This window comes from Iodobacter fluviatilis, from assembly GCF_004194535.1.
Taxonomy (GTDB): Bacteria; Pseudomonadota; Gammaproteobacteria; order Burkholderiales; family Chitinibacteraceae; genus Iodobacter; species Iodobacter fluviatilis_A.
Window position 1 is genome coordinate 213,394 of the sequence record NZ_CP025781.1, and the last position, 19,289, is coordinate 232,682.

Annotated in this window: 18 protein-coding genes and 1 pseudogene; 10 read left to right on the top strand and 9 right to left on the bottom strand. The window is 47.0% G+C overall.

Annotated features, from left to right (window positions below):
• Window positions 1-340 precede the first annotated feature (340 nt).
• Both bfr (C1H71_RS00990) and bfr (C1H71_RS00995) read left to right on the top strand, forming a co-directional pair.
• On the top strand, window positions 341-811 hold the full coding sequence (gene bfr / locus C1H71_RS00990; protein ID WP_130104902.1) for a bacterioferritin: 471 nt from the start codon (window positions 341-343) through the stop codon (window positions 809-811).
• 11 nt (window positions 812-822) lie between these two features.
• Window positions 823-1,290, top strand: coding sequence for a bacterioferritin (gene bfr / locus C1H71_RS00995; protein WP_130104903.1), 468 nt, complete (start codon window positions 823-825; stop codon window positions 1,288-1,290).
• A gap of 61 nt (window positions 1,291-1,351) precedes the next feature.
• Here bfr (C1H71_RS00995) and dut read toward each other — a convergent pair whose 3' ends face one another.
• Both dut and coaBC read right to left on the bottom strand, forming a co-directional pair.
• Window positions 1,352-1,801: a dUTP diphosphatase gene (gene dut, locus C1H71_RS01000; protein WP_130104904.1), complete on the bottom strand. Its 450-nt coding sequence runs from the start codon at window positions 1,799-1,801 to the stop codon at window positions 1,352-1,354.
• A gap of 4 nt (window positions 1,802-1,805) precedes the next feature.
• Window positions 1,806-2,987 carry a bifunctional phosphopantothenoylcysteine decarboxylase/phosphopantothenate--cysteine ligase CoaBC gene (gene coaBC / locus C1H71_RS01005; protein ID WP_130104905.1) on the bottom strand — a complete coding sequence of 394 codons (1,182 nt, stop codon included), beginning with the start codon at window positions 2,985-2,987 and terminating at the stop codon, window positions 1,806-1,808.
• Between the two features lie 213 nt (window positions 2,988-3,200).
• Here coaBC and radC point away from each other — a divergent pair, with 213 nt between their 5' ends.
• The 6 genes and pseudogenes from radC (at window position 3,201) to C1H71_RS01035 (ending at window position 9,140) form a co-directional block, all read left to right on the top strand.
• A complete protein-coding gene (radC, locus tag C1H71_RS01010; RefSeq protein ID WP_130104906.1) occupies window positions 3,201-3,875 on the top strand; it encodes a RadC family protein in 675 nt (224 codons plus the stop codon).
• A gap of 50 nt (window positions 3,876-3,925) precedes the next feature.
• Complete coding sequence (locus tag C1H71_RS01015; protein WP_130104907.1) at window positions 3,926-4,888, top strand: VCBS repeat-containing protein; 963 nt, start codon at window positions 3,926-3,928, stop codon at window positions 4,886-4,888.
• A 205-nt stretch (window positions 4,889-5,093) separates the two neighbouring features.
• Window positions 5,094-6,298: pseudogene (locus C1H71_RS01020) on the top strand (branched-chain amino acid ABC transporter substrate-binding protein).
• 168 nt (window positions 6,299-6,466) lie between these two features.
• Complete coding sequence (locus tag C1H71_RS01025) at window positions 6,467-7,294, top strand: HDOD domain-containing protein (RefSeq protein ID WP_188053474.1); 828 nt, start codon at window positions 6,467-6,469, stop codon at window positions 7,292-7,294.
• Between the two features lie 206 nt (window positions 7,295-7,500).
• Window positions 7,501-8,247 (top strand): basic amino acid ABC transporter substrate-binding protein, encoded by a 747-nt coding sequence (locus tag C1H71_RS01030; RefSeq protein ID WP_223145954.1) that lies wholly within the window; start codon window positions 7,501-7,503, stop codon window positions 8,245-8,247.
• A gap of 92 nt (window positions 8,248-8,339) precedes the next feature.
• Window positions 8,340-9,140 carry an amino acid ABC transporter permease gene (locus C1H71_RS01035; RefSeq protein WP_130104910.1) on the top strand — a complete coding sequence of 267 codons (801 nt, stop codon included), beginning with the start codon at window positions 8,340-8,342 and terminating at the stop codon, window positions 9,138-9,140.
• 242 nt (window positions 9,141-9,382) lie between these two features.
• On the opposite strand, the gene C1H71_RS01040 is transcribed toward C1H71_RS01035, so the two are convergent.
• The 5 genes from C1H71_RS01040 to C1H71_RS20520 all read right to left on the bottom strand — a co-directional run bounded on the left by C1H71_RS01040 (window position 9,383) and on the right by C1H71_RS20520 (window position 15,425).
• Window positions 9,383-11,566 carry a primosomal protein N' gene (locus C1H71_RS01040; protein ID WP_130104911.1) on the bottom strand — a complete coding sequence of 728 codons (2,184 nt, stop codon included), beginning with the start codon at window positions 11,564-11,566 and terminating at the stop codon, window positions 9,383-9,385.
• Between the two features lie 291 nt (window positions 11,567-11,857).
• The gene (gene hemE, locus C1H71_RS01045) at window positions 11,858-12,931 is read right to left on the bottom strand and encodes a uroporphyrinogen decarboxylase (protein ID WP_130104912.1); all 1,074 of its coding nucleotides are present in this window, start codon (window positions 12,929-12,931) and stop codon (window positions 11,858-11,860) included.
• Between the two features lie 114 nt (window positions 12,932-13,045).
• Entirely contained in the window at window positions 13,046-13,435 is a 390-nt protein-coding gene (locus C1H71_RS01050; protein WP_130104913.1) for a hypothetical protein, read from the bottom strand.
• On the bottom strand, window positions 13,432-15,120 hold the full coding sequence (locus C1H71_RS01055; RefSeq protein ID WP_130104914.1) for a glutamine--tRNA ligase/YqeY domain fusion protein: 1,689 nt from the start codon (window positions 15,118-15,120) through the stop codon (window positions 13,432-13,434). Before C1H71_RS01055 ends, C1H71_RS01050 begins: the two co-directional genes overlap by 4 nt.
• A 152-nt stretch (window positions 15,121-15,272) precedes the next feature.
• Entirely contained in the window at window positions 15,273-15,425 is a 153-nt protein-coding gene (locus tag C1H71_RS20520) for a hypothetical protein (RefSeq protein WP_188053476.1), read from the bottom strand.
• A 165-nt stretch (window positions 15,426-15,590) separates the two neighbouring features.
• On the opposite strand from C1H71_RS20520, the gene C1H71_RS01060 reads away from it, so the two are divergent.
• Together C1H71_RS01060 and C1H71_RS01065 are read left to right on the top strand one after the other, a co-directional pair.
• Window positions 15,591-16,559 carry an ABC transporter substrate-binding protein gene (locus tag C1H71_RS01060; RefSeq protein WP_262488361.1) on the top strand — a complete coding sequence of 323 codons (969 nt, stop codon included), beginning with the start codon at window positions 15,591-15,593 and terminating at the stop codon, window positions 16,557-16,559.
• Between the two features lie 151 nt (window positions 16,560-16,710).
• Complete coding sequence (locus C1H71_RS01065; protein WP_130104916.1) at window positions 16,711-17,151, top strand: hypothetical protein; 441 nt, start codon at window positions 16,711-16,713, stop codon at window positions 17,149-17,151.
• Between the two features lie 48 nt (window positions 17,152-17,199).
• Here the strand turns inward: C1H71_RS01065 and C1H71_RS01070 are convergent, their stop codons facing one another.
• Together C1H71_RS01070 and upp are read right to left on the bottom strand one after the other, a co-directional pair.
• Window positions 17,200-18,420, bottom strand: coding sequence for a uracil-xanthine permease family protein (locus C1H71_RS01070; protein ID WP_130104917.1), 1,221 nt, complete (start codon window positions 18,418-18,420; stop codon window positions 17,200-17,202).
• A gap of 69 nt (window positions 18,421-18,489) precedes the next feature.
• Window positions 18,490-19,119, bottom strand: coding sequence for a uracil phosphoribosyltransferase (upp, locus tag C1H71_RS01075; RefSeq protein ID WP_130108091.1), 630 nt, complete (start codon window positions 19,117-19,119; stop codon window positions 18,490-18,492).
• Window positions 19,120-19,289 lie beyond the last annotated feature (170 nt).

Here is a 19,289-nt window from a genome sequence, read left to right on the forward strand (position 1 = left end):
CTCCAAAGCAATCATTAGTAGGCACAAAAAATAACATAAACCATGCCGGAATAATAATGGTTTTTATTCAAAAAAATTAAACATCACTTATTTAATTTTTAATTAATAACTTACGACCCAACCCACTATTTTTTGATATCAAATTATAATAATTCTTAATACATAAATCAAAAGCTTAACGGCACAATAAACAGTGGCAAAAAACTAAAAAAAGAATAAAATACGCTATCCAACTACACAAATATAAAAAATTATATTTCATATAAAAGGGAGAAAACCCCTAAAATCAAATCAGATCTAATTAAGAATTAATTAGATCTGATACTTTGGAGAATACACGATGCAAGGTAGCAAACTCGTCTTAAGCTCGCTCAATAGCGTGCTTGGCAATGAATTAATCGCCATCAATCAATTTTTTTTACACGCGCGCATGTACCGTAACTGGGGCTTAAAAAAGCTCAATGACGCCGTCTATCACGAATCGATTGATGCCATGAAACGCGCAGACAAACTGATTACGCGCATCCTGATGCTAGAAGGTCTACCAAATCTGCAGCAGCTTGGAAAACTCTATATCGGTGAAAATACACCAGAAATGCTAGCGTGTGATTTAAAACTCGTCAGCGCCCACCTTACCACCTTGCGTCAAGCCATTGAAACCTGTGAGCTAGAGCAAGATTACGTTTCACGCGATATCCTAGAAGATCTCCTTGAAGATGAAGAAGAATACGTTGATTGGCTAGAAACCCAAGCCGAACTACAAGTGTCTTTAGGCTTAGCAAATTACCTCCAATCACAAATCGACGCCTAAGGAAGATCATCATGCAAGGGAAAAAAAATGTAATCGCGGGCTTAAAAGAGCTGCTCGTTACCGAACTCAGCTCCGTCGACCAATACTTTGTGCATAGCCAGATGTATCACAACTGGGGCTATAGCAAGCTTTATGAGCGCATCGATCACGAGCGCCAAGACGAAATTGGCCACTCCACCCTGCTTATTGCTCGTATTTTATTTTTAGGCGGCATCCCTGATGTGGCAGGCCGTGATGCGCTACGCATTGGCGCAGATGTACCTGCCATGCTGCATAATGACCTACTCACCGAATACGATGTAGCTACCGCACTCAAGCGCGTTATCGCAATCTGCGAGCTAGAGCAAGATTACGTCACCCGTAATATGCTAATCAAGCTCTTAGATGATACCGAGCAAGATCATGCGCATTGGCTAGAGCAACAACTAGGCCTAATCGAGGCAATTGGCCTACCTAATTATTTGCAATCCCAGCAATAAGACATCCTTTCAAGCATAAAAAAACGGGCCTTGCGCCCGTTTTTTTATGCTTCACAACAAACTAATGTTTACCCGTGCTACCAAAACCACCCGCACCGCGATCGGATTCGGCAAATTCTTCAACTAGATTAAAATCCATCTGCACCACTGGAATAATCACCAACTGCGCGATCCGCTCCATAGGCTGAATAGTGAAAGGCACCTGACTACGATTCCATACCGAGACAAAAATCTGCCCTTGATAATCTGAATCAATCAAACCCACTAAATTACCCAGCACAATTCCGTGCTTATGCCCCAAACCAGAGCGAGGCAAAATCATTGCCGCCAAACCTGGATCATCAAGATGAAGCGCCATACCCGTTGGCACCAGCTGAGTAGCACCTGCCGCTAACTCCATAGGTACATCAAGGCAAGCGCGCAAATCCAAACCGGCCGAACCTTTGGTTGCATATTGCGGCAGATTTTCTTTCAACCGCGCATCTAAAATTTTTACATCGATAACGGACATGTTTTTACCTTTTTTGATACAACCGTGCGATATGAGCAATCAAACGACGCGCCACATCCAGCTTAGGGGCGCGAGTTAAACGGGTTTCGCCGTCATCATCAAGCAAAATAATTTCATTATCATCCGCACCCATTGCGTTTTGCACTAAATTTGCAGCAAGCAGTGGGAGCTTTTTACGCCGACGCTTAGCTTCAGCGTACTCCAACAGGTTTTCAGATTCGGCAGCAAAGCCCACACAAAAAGGTGGATTATCTCTGGCAGTGATATTGGCTAATATATCTGGGTTTGGCCCTAGCTCCAACGTCAAGATATGTGCGTCTTTTTTTATCTTTTGCTCAGATGGGTTTAACACATAGTAATCAGATACCGCCGCAACGCTGATAAAGATATCCGCTTCATCCACCTCAGCATCCACCGCTTGCAGCATTTGCTCAGCACTTTGCACATCAATCCGTCGGCAGCCTAAAGGCGTAGCTAAGGCAGTTTCGCCTGAAATCAACACCACGTCTGCGCCAGACTCCCAAGCCGCACGCGCAATAGCGTAGCCCATCTTACCAGAGCTGCTATTAGTAATGCCTCGCACTGCATCAATCCGCTCAAACGTAGGCCCAGCAGTAATCAACACTCGCTTACCTACCAATAATTTAAGCTGAAAAAAAGCCTCAATATGCTGCAGCAAATCACTAGGCTCTAGCATTCGCCCAAGCCCCACCTCACCACAAGCCTGCTCGCCCTCTCCTGGCCCTAAAATTTGCACGCCATCCGCCACCAATTGCACCACATTGCGCTGGTTAGGTGGGTTCTCCCACATTTGCCGATTCATAGCAGGGGCCAGCAATAATGGGCAATCTCTTGCAGCCACCATCGTAGACAACAAGTCATTAGCAAAGCCCTGCGCCACCTTGGCCATAAAATCAGCCGTCGCTGGGGCCACCACAATAGCGTGCGCGCCACGGGTTAAGTCAATATGTGCCATGTTATTTGGCACACGACCATCCCATAAATCCACAAACACAGGGCGGCCCGATACCGCTTGAAACGTCACTGGCCCCACAAATTGGGTTGCCGCTTCCGTCATCACCACCTGCACGTCATAAGACGCTTGAGTGAGCAAGCGCACCAGCTCAACCGATTTATACGCAGCAACGCCCCCCGTTACCCCAAGTACGATGCGTTTTTGGCTCATAAGTAAGCACCTATTCAATTATATACAGCCATTAGTTTAACTGAGGATAGACCATGACATTAACCGTAATAATATTTTGCTACGCAAAGCTTTAGTCAGCACGTGATAGAAAAGGCTAACGATCGCTGCATACTCAACTCTAGATAAAGAGCACTGGCGCAGTAACTCATTTAAGCAACTACACTAAGCGCTTGATATAACGGCGTTTGAGTAATGGCAATTACCGATTGGCCCGAAGATGAGCGCCCCAGAGAAAAACTCTTAGCGCATGGTGCTGAAAGCCTCAGCGATGCCGAGTTACTGGCTTTGTTTCTACGCGTTGGGGTAAAAGGCAAAAGTGCGGTGGATTTAGCCAGAGATTTGCTGCTGCACGTTGGCTCATTAGAAAAACTATTCCAAGCGCCGCTAGATACACTTTGCCAAGTACACGGCATGGGCGCTGCTAAATACTGCCAATTACAAGCCGTGCTAGAAATGGCGAAACGCGCTTTAAGTGAAAAGCTACGCACGGCCGATGCATTTACCTCGCCGGCATCGGTCAAAGCTTTTCTGCAGCTGCGTTTACGTGGGCTAGATCATGAAGAGTTTCATGCCCTATTTTTAAATACCGCCCACCAGTTAATCAGTGCGGAGACCTTATTTAAAGGTTCACTATCTGAAACGCGAATCTACCCACGAGAAGTGGCAAGGCGCGCGTTGGCGCTAAACGCTGCTGCGGTGATCGTAGCGCACAACCACCCTTCAGGCAGCCCCAAGCCGTCAGATGCGGACATCCACATCACCCAACAATTACGCAATACTTTAGAAATTATCGATGTTAGCTTACTCGACCACTGCATTGTTGCCGCACATCAGGTCATTTCCATGGCAGAGCAGGGCCTACTCTAAATAAGCAAACCGCAGGGTCGATAACAGAGCCATACTCTGGAGCAACGGCCATGCATATCACCCAAAGCCATGTCAGCCTATTGGCTGAGCATCATTTCTACTCAAACCAACAACAATCACTAAAAGTTAGCGTTAACCCACCAGATACCCCCTCATCTAGCTCCCAGGTAAGTCTTTCTGCCGCATCGCTCAAGCAATACAACCAACTCGATCAGCGCACCGCACTGATCAAAAGCTTATTAGAAAGCATGCTGGGTTATAAAATTAAATTTTGGGGCTTTGAGGAAGAAAGCAGTACCACCCCAAGTAACACCAGCAAGACAGATAGCCCCAACCCCGCTTCAGCTTTTTCGATTGAATCACAATTCACCTATAATGAAAGTGAAAGTACACAATTTAAAGCCACTGGCACAGTTAAAACCGCCGATGGGCGTGAAATTCAATTTTCAGCCGAGTTGTCTTTAAGCCGCAATTATCACTTAGCCCTCACAGAAGGAATTTACTCTGGCAATGTGGGCAAGCAAAAAAAAGACCCACTGGTCCTTAATTACGCAGCGCCCGCCGCCACGCTTTCACAACAAAAATTTAGCTTCGATTTAGGCAGCAATGACAAGCCACAACCAATCAGCCTACTCAAGCCAGGCAGTGCCTTTTTAGCCTTAGATCGCAATCACGATGGCAAAATCACACAAGGAAGCGAGTTATTTGGGACACAAAATGGAGATGGTTTTGCTGATTTAGCCAAGCTTGATGAAGACAAAAATGGCTGGATTGATGAGCACGATTCCATTTTTTCCCAACTCAAATTATGGGTAAAAGACGATGCTGGGCACGATCAACTCATCAATTTAAACGAGCAAGGAATAGGCGCACTATTTCTTGGTAATGCCAAGGCCAATTTTGACTTAAATGATCAGCAGAATAATCAACAAGGCCAAATTCGTGCCTCAGGTTTATACCTAAGAGAAAACGGCACAGGGGGTAGCATGCAACAAATCGACCTCAATACCTAAGCCCCCACCGCCCCCATATTTAGCCTACACCCGCCGCGCACACAGGCTCTTGGCTATCTCAATACAGCTCAAAAAAAATCTGTTGCGCCTTAGCCACAGCTCACCACTATTTACCTAAATTCGATTGCGAGCCCAATAGCGAATAGCCTCTAATAAGGCAGGCATCGGCCTGCGACGCAATCATTCACACCAAGGAAGAAATGATATGACTTTTGCACGTTACAGCCTTATCGCGGCAGCCATTTTGACTTTAGGCGCCTGTGGCAAACAAGAAGCCCCTAAGGAAGTCGCCAGCCAAGCAGCAGCTGAAACAGCGAAGCCCACCACTAGCAGCGACGACGCCGTAAAAATCGCCCACTCTGCACCGCTTACTGGCAATAACGCCCACTTTGGTAAAGACAACGAAAATGGCACCCGCATGGCCATTGACGAAATTAACGCCGAAGGCGGTGCTGATATTGGCGGCAAAAAAGTCAAATTTGAATTGGTTTCAGAAGATGATCAAGCCGATCCTAAAACAGCCACTACCGTGGCTCAGCGCTTTGTCGATATGAAAGTGGCAGGAATTATTGGCCATATGAATTCTGGCACGACCATTCCCGCTTCCAAAATCTATGCTGACGCGGGCATCCCACAAATCTCCCCTTCTGCCACCGCTGTGGCTTATACCGCGCAAGGCTTTAAATCAGCATTTCGCGTAATGAGCAATGATGCACAGCAGGGCAAGGTATTGGGTGACTTTGCAGTTAAAAAGCTAGCCGCAAAAAAAGTAGCCATCATTGATGACCGCACCGCTTATGGCCAAGGCCTCGCTGATGAGTTTGAAAAAGCCGCCAAAGCCGCAGGCGCGGAAGTAGTAAAACGTGAATTCACCACCAACCAAGAAACCGACTTTAACGCTATTTTAACCAGCATTAAAGGTGCCAAACCTGATCTAGTGTTTTACGGGGGATGGATGCTCAAGCCGCCCCCCTTAAAAAACAAGCTAAAAAACTAGGTATTTCAGCCAAAATCATGGGTGGCGATGGCACACAAACCCCAGAGTTTATTAAATTAGCGGGCGCTGACTCTGAAGGTATGGTTTCTTCAAGCCCAGGCCAATCCAAAGAAAGCATGCCAGGTGGCGCGGAATTCTTAGCCAAATTTAAAGCTAAATTTGGTGTAGAAGTGAATCTATACGCTCCTTACAATTACGACGCCACCAAAGTAATGATTGAGGCTATGAAAAAAGCAGGCTCTACCGAGCCCGCCAAATACTTACCTGAATTGCAAAAAATTGAATACAAAGGCGTAACCGGCGTAATCAGTTTTGATGAAAAAGGCGATATTAAAAACGGCCCTATCACGGTCTATCAAGTTAAGGGCGGTAAGTGGGAAGTGATCGAAGTAGTGGCAGGCGAAGCTAAGTAACATTAACCGTTCATCTTGATGTCATCAAAAAAGGCGACCCTTACGTCGCCTTTTTTAAATGACAAAGCAATCGCGGTTTAAGTCTAAGCAGCTGCTAGCGAAGAACCTAGGCTTGTTCTAGGATGAAGACGGCATGAATATAAAATGCAGGGAATACGGGAGAGCGGCATGAAACTTGAAGAAGTTTTCGAACAAACACACAAATTACCCACCATACCCAAAGTTGTGCAAGAACTTATTGATAGCTTTAGCAAAGATGATATTGATATCGAAACAATTGCAAAAAAAATTGCACTTGATCAAGTCATCACCGCTAAAGTGCTACGTTTAGCCAATTCTGCGCACTTTGGCGCCTCTAGACAAATCGCTTCTGTCAACGATGCCGTTGTTGTGCTCGGCTTTAATACAGTACGTACTTTGGTAGTGGCCTCGGGTGTAACGGGTGCTTTCATTACCACGCCTGGCTTTGATCGCAAGCGATTTTGGAAACACAGCTTGCGCGTGGCAACGCTGGCAAAATGGATTTCTAAATCTGCCAAATTTAATGGTGAGGTTGCATTTACCACTGGCATGATTCATAGCATTGGTGAAATGCTCATCCATATTGTGGCACCTGAGTTAGCTGCAAAAATCGATCAATATGTCGAAAATGGTGCGGCTGATCGCGTGGCACTAGAAACCAACAACATCGGTTTTGACTATGTCATGGTTGGCGAAGAACTGGCTAAGCGCTGGAATTTTCCAGTAGATATCCAGATGGCAGTGAAATACCAAAATATGCCCAATGCACAAGAACCACCCTCTAAATTAAGCCATGTGCTGCATATTGCCCTGCATATTGCCCACAAAGAAGCCGACATCAGCACCAATGAAGAGTGGATGGCAAGTTTACCGACGACATCCTTTGCCTACTTAGGCATAGATCAAGCCGCATTCAGCCTGCAGCTAGAAGAAATCAATGACCTTGGTTCTGGCATGGAAGAAATGATCACCTAATACGATCAATGACATAGAAGGCAATAAAAAACCGGCCACGTAGCCGGTTTTTTATTGCCTTTAAGCAAAACTTAAACAAGCTATTCATGCCGTTTAAAATGCGGGAATAGCCTGATATTCAAATAAGAACCCAGCACTTAGTCTTGTCTTACCGAATGCGTTACGTCACAGAATCGGCAAACCACTCAATGCAGAGAGATCACAATATGTTCAGCAAAAAAAATATAATTCTATTGCTTGCCAGTGCAACACTCCTCTCAACGCAAGCCCACGCAGCCAAAGTTTACCAAGTTGCAACAGATGCTGCCTATGCCCCATTTGAATCTGTAAACGAAAAGAAAGAAATCGTTGGCTTTGATATGGACGTGATCAAGGCTGTAGCCTCAAAAGCAGGCATTGAAGTTAAACTGCATAACACCCCTTGGGAAGGTATTTTTGCAACGCTTAGCTCTGGCGATCGTGATTTAGTCGCCTCTGCCGTAACCATTACGCCTGAGCGTAAACAAAGTATGGATTTTTCTGATCCCTACTTTGAAGCAAAACAGCTCATCGCGGTTAGCAAGAAAAGTAGCATTACTAACTTTACAGCACTGAAAGATAAAAAAGTGGGTGTACAAACGGGCACTACCGGTGACGAAATTGTACAAAAGCTGCTCGGCAAAACAAATCCAAATATCAAGCGCTTTGAATCTACCCCATTGGCGATTAAAGAGCTGCAAAATGGCGGTGTTGATGCTGTAGTCGCTGATAATGGCGTGGTGATTAACTTTATTGCTAATAATAAATCATCCAGCCTAAAAATCATTGATGATGCAACTTTCGCAAAAGAATATTACGGCTTTGCTGTAAAGAAGGGCAATAAAGAACTGATAGAAAAGCTAAATAAAGGAATCGCTGCCATTAAAGCCGATGGTACTTACGACAAAATCCACAAGAAGTACTTCGGAAACTGAGCTTAATCATTTAAAATCGGGCTTATATCTTTCAGAAGCGCAATCCTGCGGGCTTGCGCTTTTTTATTCTGCAATCTGAATATGGCATGACAATGGACTTCCTAACATTCTGGCAACAGATGCAAACCACAGTTCCCCTTCTATCTAACTTTCAATTACAGATTGTTTGGGAATATCGCTCACTGTTTATCGATGGCATGCAAATGACCATTGGTATCACTCTTATTGCGGTGGTTTTTGGTACTTTAATCGGCCTATTTGCAGGAATGGCCCGCCTTGCTGATGTTAAACATGGAATCTGGAAATACCCAGTGCGCTTCCTTATTCGCTGGCCGTCATCCGCTTACGTCACATTTTTTCGAGGCACTCCCTTATTTGTGCAGATTTTACTCACCCACTTTGCCGTTATGCCAATGTTGGTCCATCCCTCAGATGGCTTACTTATTAGTGGAGATTTAGCCTCTACTTTGCGCCAAGATTACGGCGCATTTATGTCTGGCCTGGTAGCGCTAACCCTTAATGCTGGCGCCTATATCACCGAGATTTTCCGTGCGGGGATTCAGTCGATAGCCAAAGGTCAATTTGAGGCATCCCGCTCCTTAGGCATGAACTACTGGCAAACCATGCGCTTTGTGATTATCCCACAAGCCTTTAGACGCATGTTGCCACCGCTAGGCAATGAAGCGATTATGCTACTTAAAGATAGCTCGCTGGTTTCCGCCATTGGCCTTGCTGAGCTGGCCTATGCAGCCCGAACCGTGGCTGGGGCCTACTCACGTTATTGGGAGCCATACCTGACCATTTCTTTCCTGTATTTAATCCTTACGTTACTTATGGCTGCAGGGGTCAATAAACTAGAGAAACACTTCCAAGCGAGCGGCGGCATTCATTAAGCCCTAGCAGCCTGTCGGACTTCGATCGTAGCGAGGGAAAGACCGGTTTGAGACAGATTTCGTGGGTTTTTGAGGCGAATAGCTGGCTATTCAACGAGAAAATGCCTGAAATATGGCCAAATCCGGCTTTTCCGTAGTAGATCAGTCTTAAGTCCGACAGACTGCTAGCCCAGCTACAAAAGGCTTTTCACACAGTGGAAGGCCTTTTGTACGTAAGCATGCTCAATACAGCTTGGGGGTTTTTAAAGCTCGATCGGATCCACATCCAAAATACAACGCACCTTGTTATTGCGCGTCTCCAGCATGGGCATAACCCGCTTCAGTGCATTCACCAAAGGGTGGCGTGTATCAGACATCACTAAGAGCTGCCAGCGCTCCATCCCCGCTTTGCGCTGCATGCTTGCTACGATGGGTTCAAACATTTGCACGCTGGGTGCATCGGCTAAAACGCTTTGTAGCTCGACAAGAAATGCCTTTGCCAAGGCTCCATCTTCCGCTTCAGCCCGTAACAGCGCATAGACAGCAAAGGGCGGCAGCTGCATACTGCGCCGCTCATCTAACTGGCTATCGGCAAAGGCCGCATAATCCTGTGCCAAAAGTTGACTGTAAAAAGGATGATCGTGATAGCCGGTTTGAATCAACACTCGGCCTTGCGTGCCCGCCCGCCCCGCACGGCCAGCCACCTGCAAAAGCTGTGCATACATACGCTCTTCACCGCGAAAATCCACGCTAAACAGGCCCGCATCAGCATTAAGCACCACAACTAGATTGAGCGATGGAAAATCATGCCCTTTTGCCATCATTTGCGTACCAACAAGTAAATTAGCCTCGCCCGCACTCACTTGGCGCAGCATTTCTTGCAAGCTGCCTTTACGTCGTGTGTTATCTCGATCAATACGTAGAATCTTGGCGTCTGGAAACAAGCCCTCTAGCGCCGCTTCTACCCGCTGCGTGCCTTGCCCTAGCGGGCGTAAGTCTTGATTACCGCAATCTGGGCAAGCAGCAGGAATCTGCTCTTCATAACCACAATGATGGCAACGCAAACGGCGCTCTTTTAAGTGCAACACCAGCTTAGCTGAGCAGCGTTTGCACTCCCCCAACCAACCACATTCACCGCAAGACAATACCGGCGCATAGCCACGACGGTTAATAAACACCAGCACCTGCTGCCCCGATGCCAAATGATCCCGCATAATATTTAATGTGGCCTGATGCAGCCCTTCCACCGTTTTGGCTCGGTGCATCGGGATAATTTCAATTTTCGGAGGCATTGCCCCACCCACCGCGCGGTGTTGCAAGGTAATCAAGCGATAGCGCCCTTGGCGAGCATTATGCCAAGTCTCTAAGGCGGGAGTGGCCGAGCCGAGCACCACGGGCACCTGCCGTTGATGCGCACGATACACCGCCGCATCACGCGCCGAATAGCGCAGGCCTTCTTGCTGTTTAAACGAGCCATCGTGCTCCTCATCCACCACAATCACGCCCAACCTTGGCATAGGGGTGAATACCGCAAGCCGCGTGCCCAGCACAATATGCGCCTCGCCACGGCTGGCTGAAAGCCAATTCACCACCCGTTCTTTATCGCTTAAGCCACTATGCAAAGCCACGATGCGAGCAGTTGGAAAACGCGCTCTAAAGCGCGCCTCTAATTGTGGGGTTAAGTTGATTTCAGGCACCAGCACCAATGCTTGGCAACTTTGCGCTAAGCAATGGGCAATCGCCTGCAAATAAACCTCAGTTTTGCCGCTACCGGTAATCCCAAACAGAAGGAAAGCAGCAAAGCCTGCAGTGTCCACAATCTGATCAATCGCAGCCTGTTGATCCTTATTGGCAAGTGCCGCCGCCAACGGCAGAGGAATCGCATCAGGCAAGGCGGCAGTAAAGCTTACCCAGCCCGCCTCCAACCATGTTTTTAACCACTTCATGGCGCTTGGCGATACTGCCGCTAGCTCGGCGCGCGCCATAGGCAGAGCCAGCATCTCGGCCAGCCGCCTTTGCAAAGGTGCGCGAGCCGATATATTAGCCAATAGCAGCCCTACATCGCTCGCTTGGTACACACCACTAGGCTCTGGGGAAATAAACACCTTAGCTTGGCGTAAAGCCACTGGCAAAGCCGTAGCAAGTACCTGCCCCAAGGGATGGCCGTAGTACTCAGCGCAAAACCGGCTCAGCGCCAACACATCGGCAGGCAAGGGTGGCATATCGTTAGGCAAGGCTGTGATTTCGCGAATTTTGCTGCGATCCAACTGAGTTGCGGACGATACGCCCAGCACCACGCCAGCCAAACTGCGTGGGCCAAAGGGCACAATCACCCTATCACCCACCATTGGCACAATCTCACTTGTAAAGCTATATTCAAAAAAACGTGTAAGCGGAACATCAAGAGCGACCGTTAAATAGCAACTATTCTTTAATATTCCGGTCATACGTATCCTGCAAACATGAGCCAAACAAGACTACCCACAGATTGTGTGGATAACTTTGTGGATTAACTGCGAATAAGTGGCAAAACCCCAATAGAATCGGGGATGTGCTTAGCTTGCCTATTTTTTGAACTTTAAATTAATTCATTTAAAATCAATGACTTACAAAAACACACAACAATGAATTAATTTTTCTTTAACACTTGACAATCCGTACTTCTTAACCATTTTCGTGTGTATAACTCAGGCTTATATCGATAAAATCAATACACAACACCGACATAAGCCCTTGATTTATTTACTTATTCTATGATAGCTTCGTGAAAGCTTATGTACACTATTAACTAATGTTGTCACATGTTCAGGATTAGTGAATTGTGAAATGCCGTGCCCTAAATTAAACACATGCCCTTCCCCAGCCCCAAAGCTCGCCAGCAAGCGATCGACCTCCAACTCAATCGCCTCTGGATTAGCAAACAACGCATTGGGATCAAAATTACCCTGCAAAGCAACCTTATTGCCGATACGACGACGTGCATCGGCCAAATCCACCGTCCAATCCAAGCCCACCGCATCGCAGCCACTGGTGGCGATATCTTCCAACCACAGGCCACCGCCCTTAGTAAACACAATCACCGGCACTTTACGGCCATCGTGCTCGCGCTTTAAGCCTGCAATCACCTGCTTCATATAGTTCAGCGAAAATTCCTGATACTTGCCATAGGCCAGCGCGCCACCCCAGGTATCAAAAATTTGCACCGCTTGCGCACCGGCTTCAATTTGCGCATTTAAGTAATCAATCACGGTACGAGCATTCACATCCAAGATGTGATGCAAGAGATCTGGCCGATCATAAAGCATGGTTTTAACGCGGCTAAAGGTAGCAGACCCTGCGCCCTCGATCATATAGCAAGCCAAAGTAAACGGGCTGCCAGAAAAACCAATCAAAGGCACGCTACCCTTTAAAGCTTTACGAATCGACGAAACGGCATCGGTAACGTAACGCAACTCAGTCCCCACATCTGGCACCGTCAGCGCCAAAATATCGCGCTCTTCCCGCAACGGGCGCTCAAACTTAGGGCCTTCACCTTCTGCAAAATATAGCCCCAAGCCCATTGCATCGGGCACGGTTAAAATATCGCTAAATAAAATCGCGGCATCTAGCGGATAGCGTTCAAGCGGCTGCAAGGTGACTTCAGTGGCTAACTCAGTATTTTTACACAGCTGTAAAAATGACCCCGCCACTTTGCGAGTGGCACAGTACTCAGGCAAGTAACGCCCCGCTTGGCGCATCAGCCAAACAGGGGTGTATTCAACAGGCTCACGGCATAGCGCACGTAAGAACGTATCGTTTTGTAATTGGCTCATTAAATTAGGCTTCCTTTAAAGCACAATAGCCCTCGCAGCCCATCAGGCGGCTAAGGCTATTTGCAGAAGAATAGGGCGGGCAAGGCCGCCCACAAGACACAAAAATACAAAGGCTTAAGGGCAAAGCTTTTGGGTATAGCCTTTTATGCCACGACGACAGCGCTGATCTTTTTGCTCTGCCGTAATCACCCACACAGAATCAACCACCGCCATTTTAAAGCGATAGCGCTCACTCGCCACGCTATCGTCCATCAAACCTTTCATTTCTACGCTTAGCTTGGTATGGGAAAAATCCTCCCCCTGCGAGCGCTGCTTAATATCCAAACCTTGATATTCAAACTGCCCAGCAGGGTTACTGATTTTATCTTTCAGATAAGCCAAAGCCACTTGCACCGGAGGCTGGCCTGCTTCACCTTTATAAACGACGGCAGCCGGCGCAGGTAGTGAAGCAGAAAACACTGTGCCACTACACAGTAATAGAAGCAGTACTAACCATTTTTTCATGCGCTTTTCCAAGTGTCTTTAAGTGTAACGGCGCGATTAAATACAATCTTTTCGCCCGCGATATGGTCTTTGCGATCCGTCACAAAATAACCTAAACGTTCAAACTGATAGCGCGTTTCTGGGGCCAAATCACACGCAATGGTTTCTACAAAAGCGGTAACCACCTCCAGCGATTCTGGGTTAATAAACTGACGGAAATCAACGTACTCACCATCTGCGCCACGAACTGCATCTGGGCGAGCTTCAGTAAATAGGCGATCGTATAAACGCACTTCAGCGGATACTGCGTACTCGGCAGACAACCAGTGAATCACACCTTTTACCTTACGGCCAACTGGATTTTGGCCCAGCGTATCTGGATCAAGGCTGCATTTAAGCTCAATCACATTGCCACTCGCGTCTTTCACTACTTCATCGCACTTCATCACGTAGGAGTAGCGCAAACGTACTTCGCTACCCACGGTCAAGCGTTGCCAGCCCGCTGGAGCGACTTCGGCGAAATCATCTTGCTCCACCCAAATCTCACGGCTAATTGGTACATTGCGCTCGCCAAACTCTGGGTGCTGTGGATGATAAGGTGCGGCACGTGAAGCGGTGACGCCTTCCTCATAATTAGTCAGCGTCACTTTCAGCGGACGAAGCACAGCCATAATGCGCGGGCAGCTACTTTCTAATTGCTCGCGCACTGCGCCTTCCAGAATACTTAAATCAACCACGTTTTCTGATTTAGACACGCCTACGCGCTGGGCAAATAATTTAATGCCCTCAGGGGTATAACCACGGCGGCGCATACCGACCACGGTAGGCATACGCGGGTCATCCCAGCCTGAAACTAGGCCCTCATTTACCAGCGCCGCCAGCTTACGCTTGGACGTCATGGTGTAGAGCAGCTCTAGGCGTGAGAATTCAATCTGCTGTGGATGGCAATCAATGGTGATGTTATCCAGCACCCAATCGTAGAGCGGGCGATGATCGGCAAATTCAAGTGTACACAAGCTGTGCGTAATACCTTCCAGCGCATCAGAAATACAATGGGTGTAATCGTACATCGGGTAGATGCACCATTTATCGCCAGTGCGGATATGATGCGCGCGTTTGATGCGATAGATCACCGGGTCACGCAAATTCAGATTAGGCGCAGCCATATCAATTTTAAGACGCAGCGTTTTGCTACCATCTGCAAACTCGCCCGCCTTCATGCGGCGGAATAAATCTAAGTTTTTTTCAATCGAGCGATCGCGGTGCGGGCTGTCTTTACCCGGCACTTCAAAATTGCCACGATATTCCCGCATTTGCTCGGCATTTAGTTCACAAACAAAAGCCTTTCCCGCTAAGATGAGTTCTTCCGCATAAGCGTAAAGCTGGTCAAAATAATCTGCAGCGTGGCGAATTTCACCCGCCCACTCAAAGCCCAGCCACGTCACATCGCTGGCGATGGCTTGAGCAAACTCTTCATTTTCTTTTTCGGGATTGGTGTCATCCATACGCAAATTGCATTGACCCTGATAATCCTCAGCTACGCCAAAATTCAAGCAAATCGACTTGGCATGGCCTACATGCAGATAGCCATTTGGCTCAGGCGGAAAGCGCGTTTGGATCGACGAATGCTTGCCGCTGGCAAGGTCGCTTTCAATCGTGCTACGAATAAAATTACTGACAGTAGGAACCGAGGCTTCTTTGCTCATATCTTGAATAGGGTTCAATGGTATTTGGACAAGTTCTATTCTACCGTAACCGCGTGCTAATTGGGGTCTAGCATCCTGTCGGACTTAGCATCAGTCAGCTGCAAAATCACCTGATCGGCCTATATTTCACCAGATTTTTGACCCATAACTCGTTATTGGCGCTGCAAATCCGGCAAAATCTGGTCTCGATCATGCGATTCTTCGCTTCGACCGTCTAAGTCCGACAGGCTGCTAGCCGCAGCGGTACTGGGTGCTACGATTACCACTTGCATGCTATCTTTGCGCCCTTTTTGCTGCTTATTCATTAAAACTAACACACTCAAGTTCGGATAAAGGCAGCAGCAGCCCCATCATTCACTCCATTTAGAGGAATCAAAGCAATGTGGAAATGGTTATTTTTAGGTTTTTTACTGCATGTGTCCTGGGCAAATGCTGAAGACAAACTGTCAATTTATGTATGGAGCAACTCCATGCCAACCAGCACCATCAAAGCGTTTGAAGCACGTTGCCAATGCCGTGTAGAGCAAAGCTTTTATGGCGATAATGAAGAGCTACTCGCAAAACTGGCCGCTGGCGCTAAGGGCTACGACCTTATTTTTCCCTCCACCTTTGTTTTACCCGCCCTGATTGGCCCCAATAAGCTCATGCCGCTGGATAAAAACAAGCTACCACACAGCAAAGATATCCTCCCTACTTTTTTACGCGTACCTTACGATAACAACAACACCTACCATCAGCCCTTTATGATAGGCGTAACCCTACTGGGCTATAACGCAGAAAAACTCAAAGCAGCGGGTGTAGACCCCAGCAGCTGGGCCGCTATTTTTGACCCTGAGCAGCTCAAAAAAATCCGCAATAAAGTGACTGTATTAGATAGCTCGCGCGAATTATTTGCTGCTGCGCTGATGTATCTTGGCAAAGACCCTAATTCTGGCAAGCAAGAAGACCTTGCCGCCGCCAGCGAAGTAATTCGCAAAGCCAAACCATATTGGGCGGCATTTAATAATGATAGTTACAGCCGCCAGCTGGCCAATGGCAATATCTGGTTGGCGATGGGGAATAGCTCAGATTTATTTCAGGCGCGCCGCGAAGTCAAAGAAACCAAGCGCAAATTTCAACTGGAATTTACCGCACAAAAAGAAGGCAATGAATGGTGGATGGATACCACCGCCATTATGCGCGATGCACCAAGGCCAGATCTGGCCCATCAATTTATCGATTTTTTGCTAGAAGGCAAAACGGCAGCGGCGCAAGCGAAAGCCAGCGGCGGCATTAGCCCCGTAAGCACTGCAGCGCCTTTCCTTGATCCAGAGCTCAGCCAACACCCCGTACTCAACCCCAAACCCCAAGACTTTGCTAAATGGACATTAATGCGTGCTTATAATGCCAATGAACGTCGCTTATTAAGCCGATATTGGACCAGCATTAAAGTGCGTTAATTTATGCTGCGTAAGAAAGCAAGGGGAAAGAAAGCTTTTAAAGCGCACTATTTCCCCACTCAAATCCAACACAAAAAAAATATATCAATCTTAAGAGCTATGTAATGTATAGAATAATAAAACCAATGGCATTCAGATTGCGGAGTAGAAAGTGGACCAAGGATTAGAACTATTTTTTGAACGGTATGGCGAGGCTTATTCAGCCTTAGATGCAAACGCAACCTCATCCATGTTTGCCCTCCCCTTTATGACGATTCATCAAGGCCAAGGCACCGTCTGGGAAACAATGGATTTATTACACCCTGCAACCGTAAGCTTACTAGACTGGTTTGAGCAGCAGGGATTTCTTAGCTCCAGCTATAAAATCAAAGATGTACTTTATATCAGCGATGATTTTGCCAGCGTCAACCTAATTTGGTCAGTTACGCGACTAAATATGGATCCTTGGCAATACGGCACCTGTTATCACGTTAAGCGTGGAGATGGTGGCTGGAGAATTTACTGTGTAGTCCAGTTTGACACCATCCCCGAGCTTGAAGAAGGCGTAGAAGCGGCCATCAAACTTCGACACAGCTTGCATTCAAATCTGTAACAATCAATAGCGTGGGCCCCAAGCCCACGCCAATTTTTTATGCCCCTATCATGTAATCGCCTCTTGCTCAGCAGGCAGCAGCAAATTGATCAAAATAGCCAAGACACTCACCAAACCTACCCCTGCCAGATTAAAATCACCAATCTTCAGCATCAAGCCACCAATTCCACAAGTCAGCACCACGGACACAATCACCAAATTGCGCGGAGCCATCAGGTTTAGCCTTGCATCAATCAAGGTTTTTAGGCCAATACTCGCAATCGTACCGAATAAAAGCACCATAATCCCTCCCATTACCGGTAGCGGAATCGACTGTAACAGCGCATTAAATTTACCGAAGAACGCCAAAATCACCGCCAAAATGGCTGCCCAAGTCATGATGACCGGGTTAAAGTTTCGGGTAATCATCAGCGCGCCGGTTACTTCTGAATAAGTTGTAATCGGCGGGCCACCAATTAGCCCAGCAAAACACACACCAAAACCATCCCCCGCCAAAGTGCGATGCAGACCAGGTGATTTTGTATAATCATCCCCCGTCACTTGCCCTACCGCCATCACCGCACCAATATGCTCAATCGTTGGTGCAATTGCTACTGGCAGCATAAATAACGCCGCAGCCCAGTTTACTTCTGGTGTAACAAAATGCGGCATAGCAAACCATGGCGCAGCAACAATCGCCGTAAAATCAATCACGCCCACAAAAACAGCGGAAATATAACCCACAACTACGCCAGATAAGATCGGCACTAGACGCAACATTCCACCAGCAAAGACCGACACAATAATCGTTGTACCCAGAGAAATAGCCGCCAAGAATAAAGACGTGTTGTACGCAACCAACTGCTTACCGCCACCCTGTCCCATCGCCATACCCGACGCCGCCACCGCAACCGATAAACCAATCACCATAATTACGGGGCCAATCACTACCGGTGGTAGCAATTTATGGATAAAACCCATGCCACGCCATTTAATCAAACCCGCAATCACAAAATACATAAAACCAGCCGCAAACAGGCCAAACTGAGTCGCAGCTTGCCCCCAGGTATGCATGGCAAAAATAATCGGCCCAATAAATGCAAAGGAAGAGCCCAAAAAAATAGGCACTTTACGGCCAGTGATCCACTGAAAAACGAGAGTCCCTACACCAGCGCCCAATAGGGCCATCGCTGGGTTAAGGCCAGTTAGTAAAGGCACCAAGACCAAAGCACCAAAGGCTACAAATAAAATCTGTGCTCCCGAAACAAACTGCTTTAAGGCAAACCACATAAAAACTGCTCCCCTAGATACAAAAATCCCCCTTCTTCGAGGGGGATGATTTAAAACTTAAAATTCAGACTACTTTGTTGTGCCAAAAATCTTATCTCCGGCATCCCCAAGGCCCGGAATAATATAACCCAACTCATTTAAATGGCTATCCAAAGAAGCAGCCACAATTTCTACATCAGGGTGAGCATCATTGACCAGCTTCACGCCCTCAGGGGCAGCCACCATTACAATCGCTTTGATATCTTTACAACCATTGCGTTTAAGCATATCGATGGTCGCCACTAAAGAACCACCCGTTGCCAACATGGGATCAATAATCAAAGCAAGGCGATCTTCTAGGTTGCCTACAAATTTTTCAAAGTATGGCTCAGGCTGCAATGTTTCTTCATTACGCGCCAAACCAACTACACTGATTTTGGCTGAAGGGACTAAATCGAGTACACCATTGAGCATACCAATTCCAGCACGCAAAATAGGTACAACAGTGAGCTTTTTACCTTTGACCTGCTGAACTTCTACAGGGCCACACCAGCCGGCAATCATGGTGGTTTCTAATGGCAAATCACGCGTTGCTTCATAGGCTAATAAACGAGCCAGCTCTTCTGTAAGTAATCGGAACTTATTTGTACTGACGTTTTCTGCACGAAGCAGAGCCAGTTTATGTTGAACCAAGGGATGTTTTACAACGGTAATTTGCATGACGACGCCCAAAAAAACAAATATTAACATTTCAGTGTAGCGCTCCTTACACAAAAGCGCATCGGTGAAAATACAACTTGCATACAGAATAAATCGTTTCACTCCACTAGGCTTTAATATCAAACAATAAATATGGACCTATCAAGCACCACGAAACATAACATAGACTA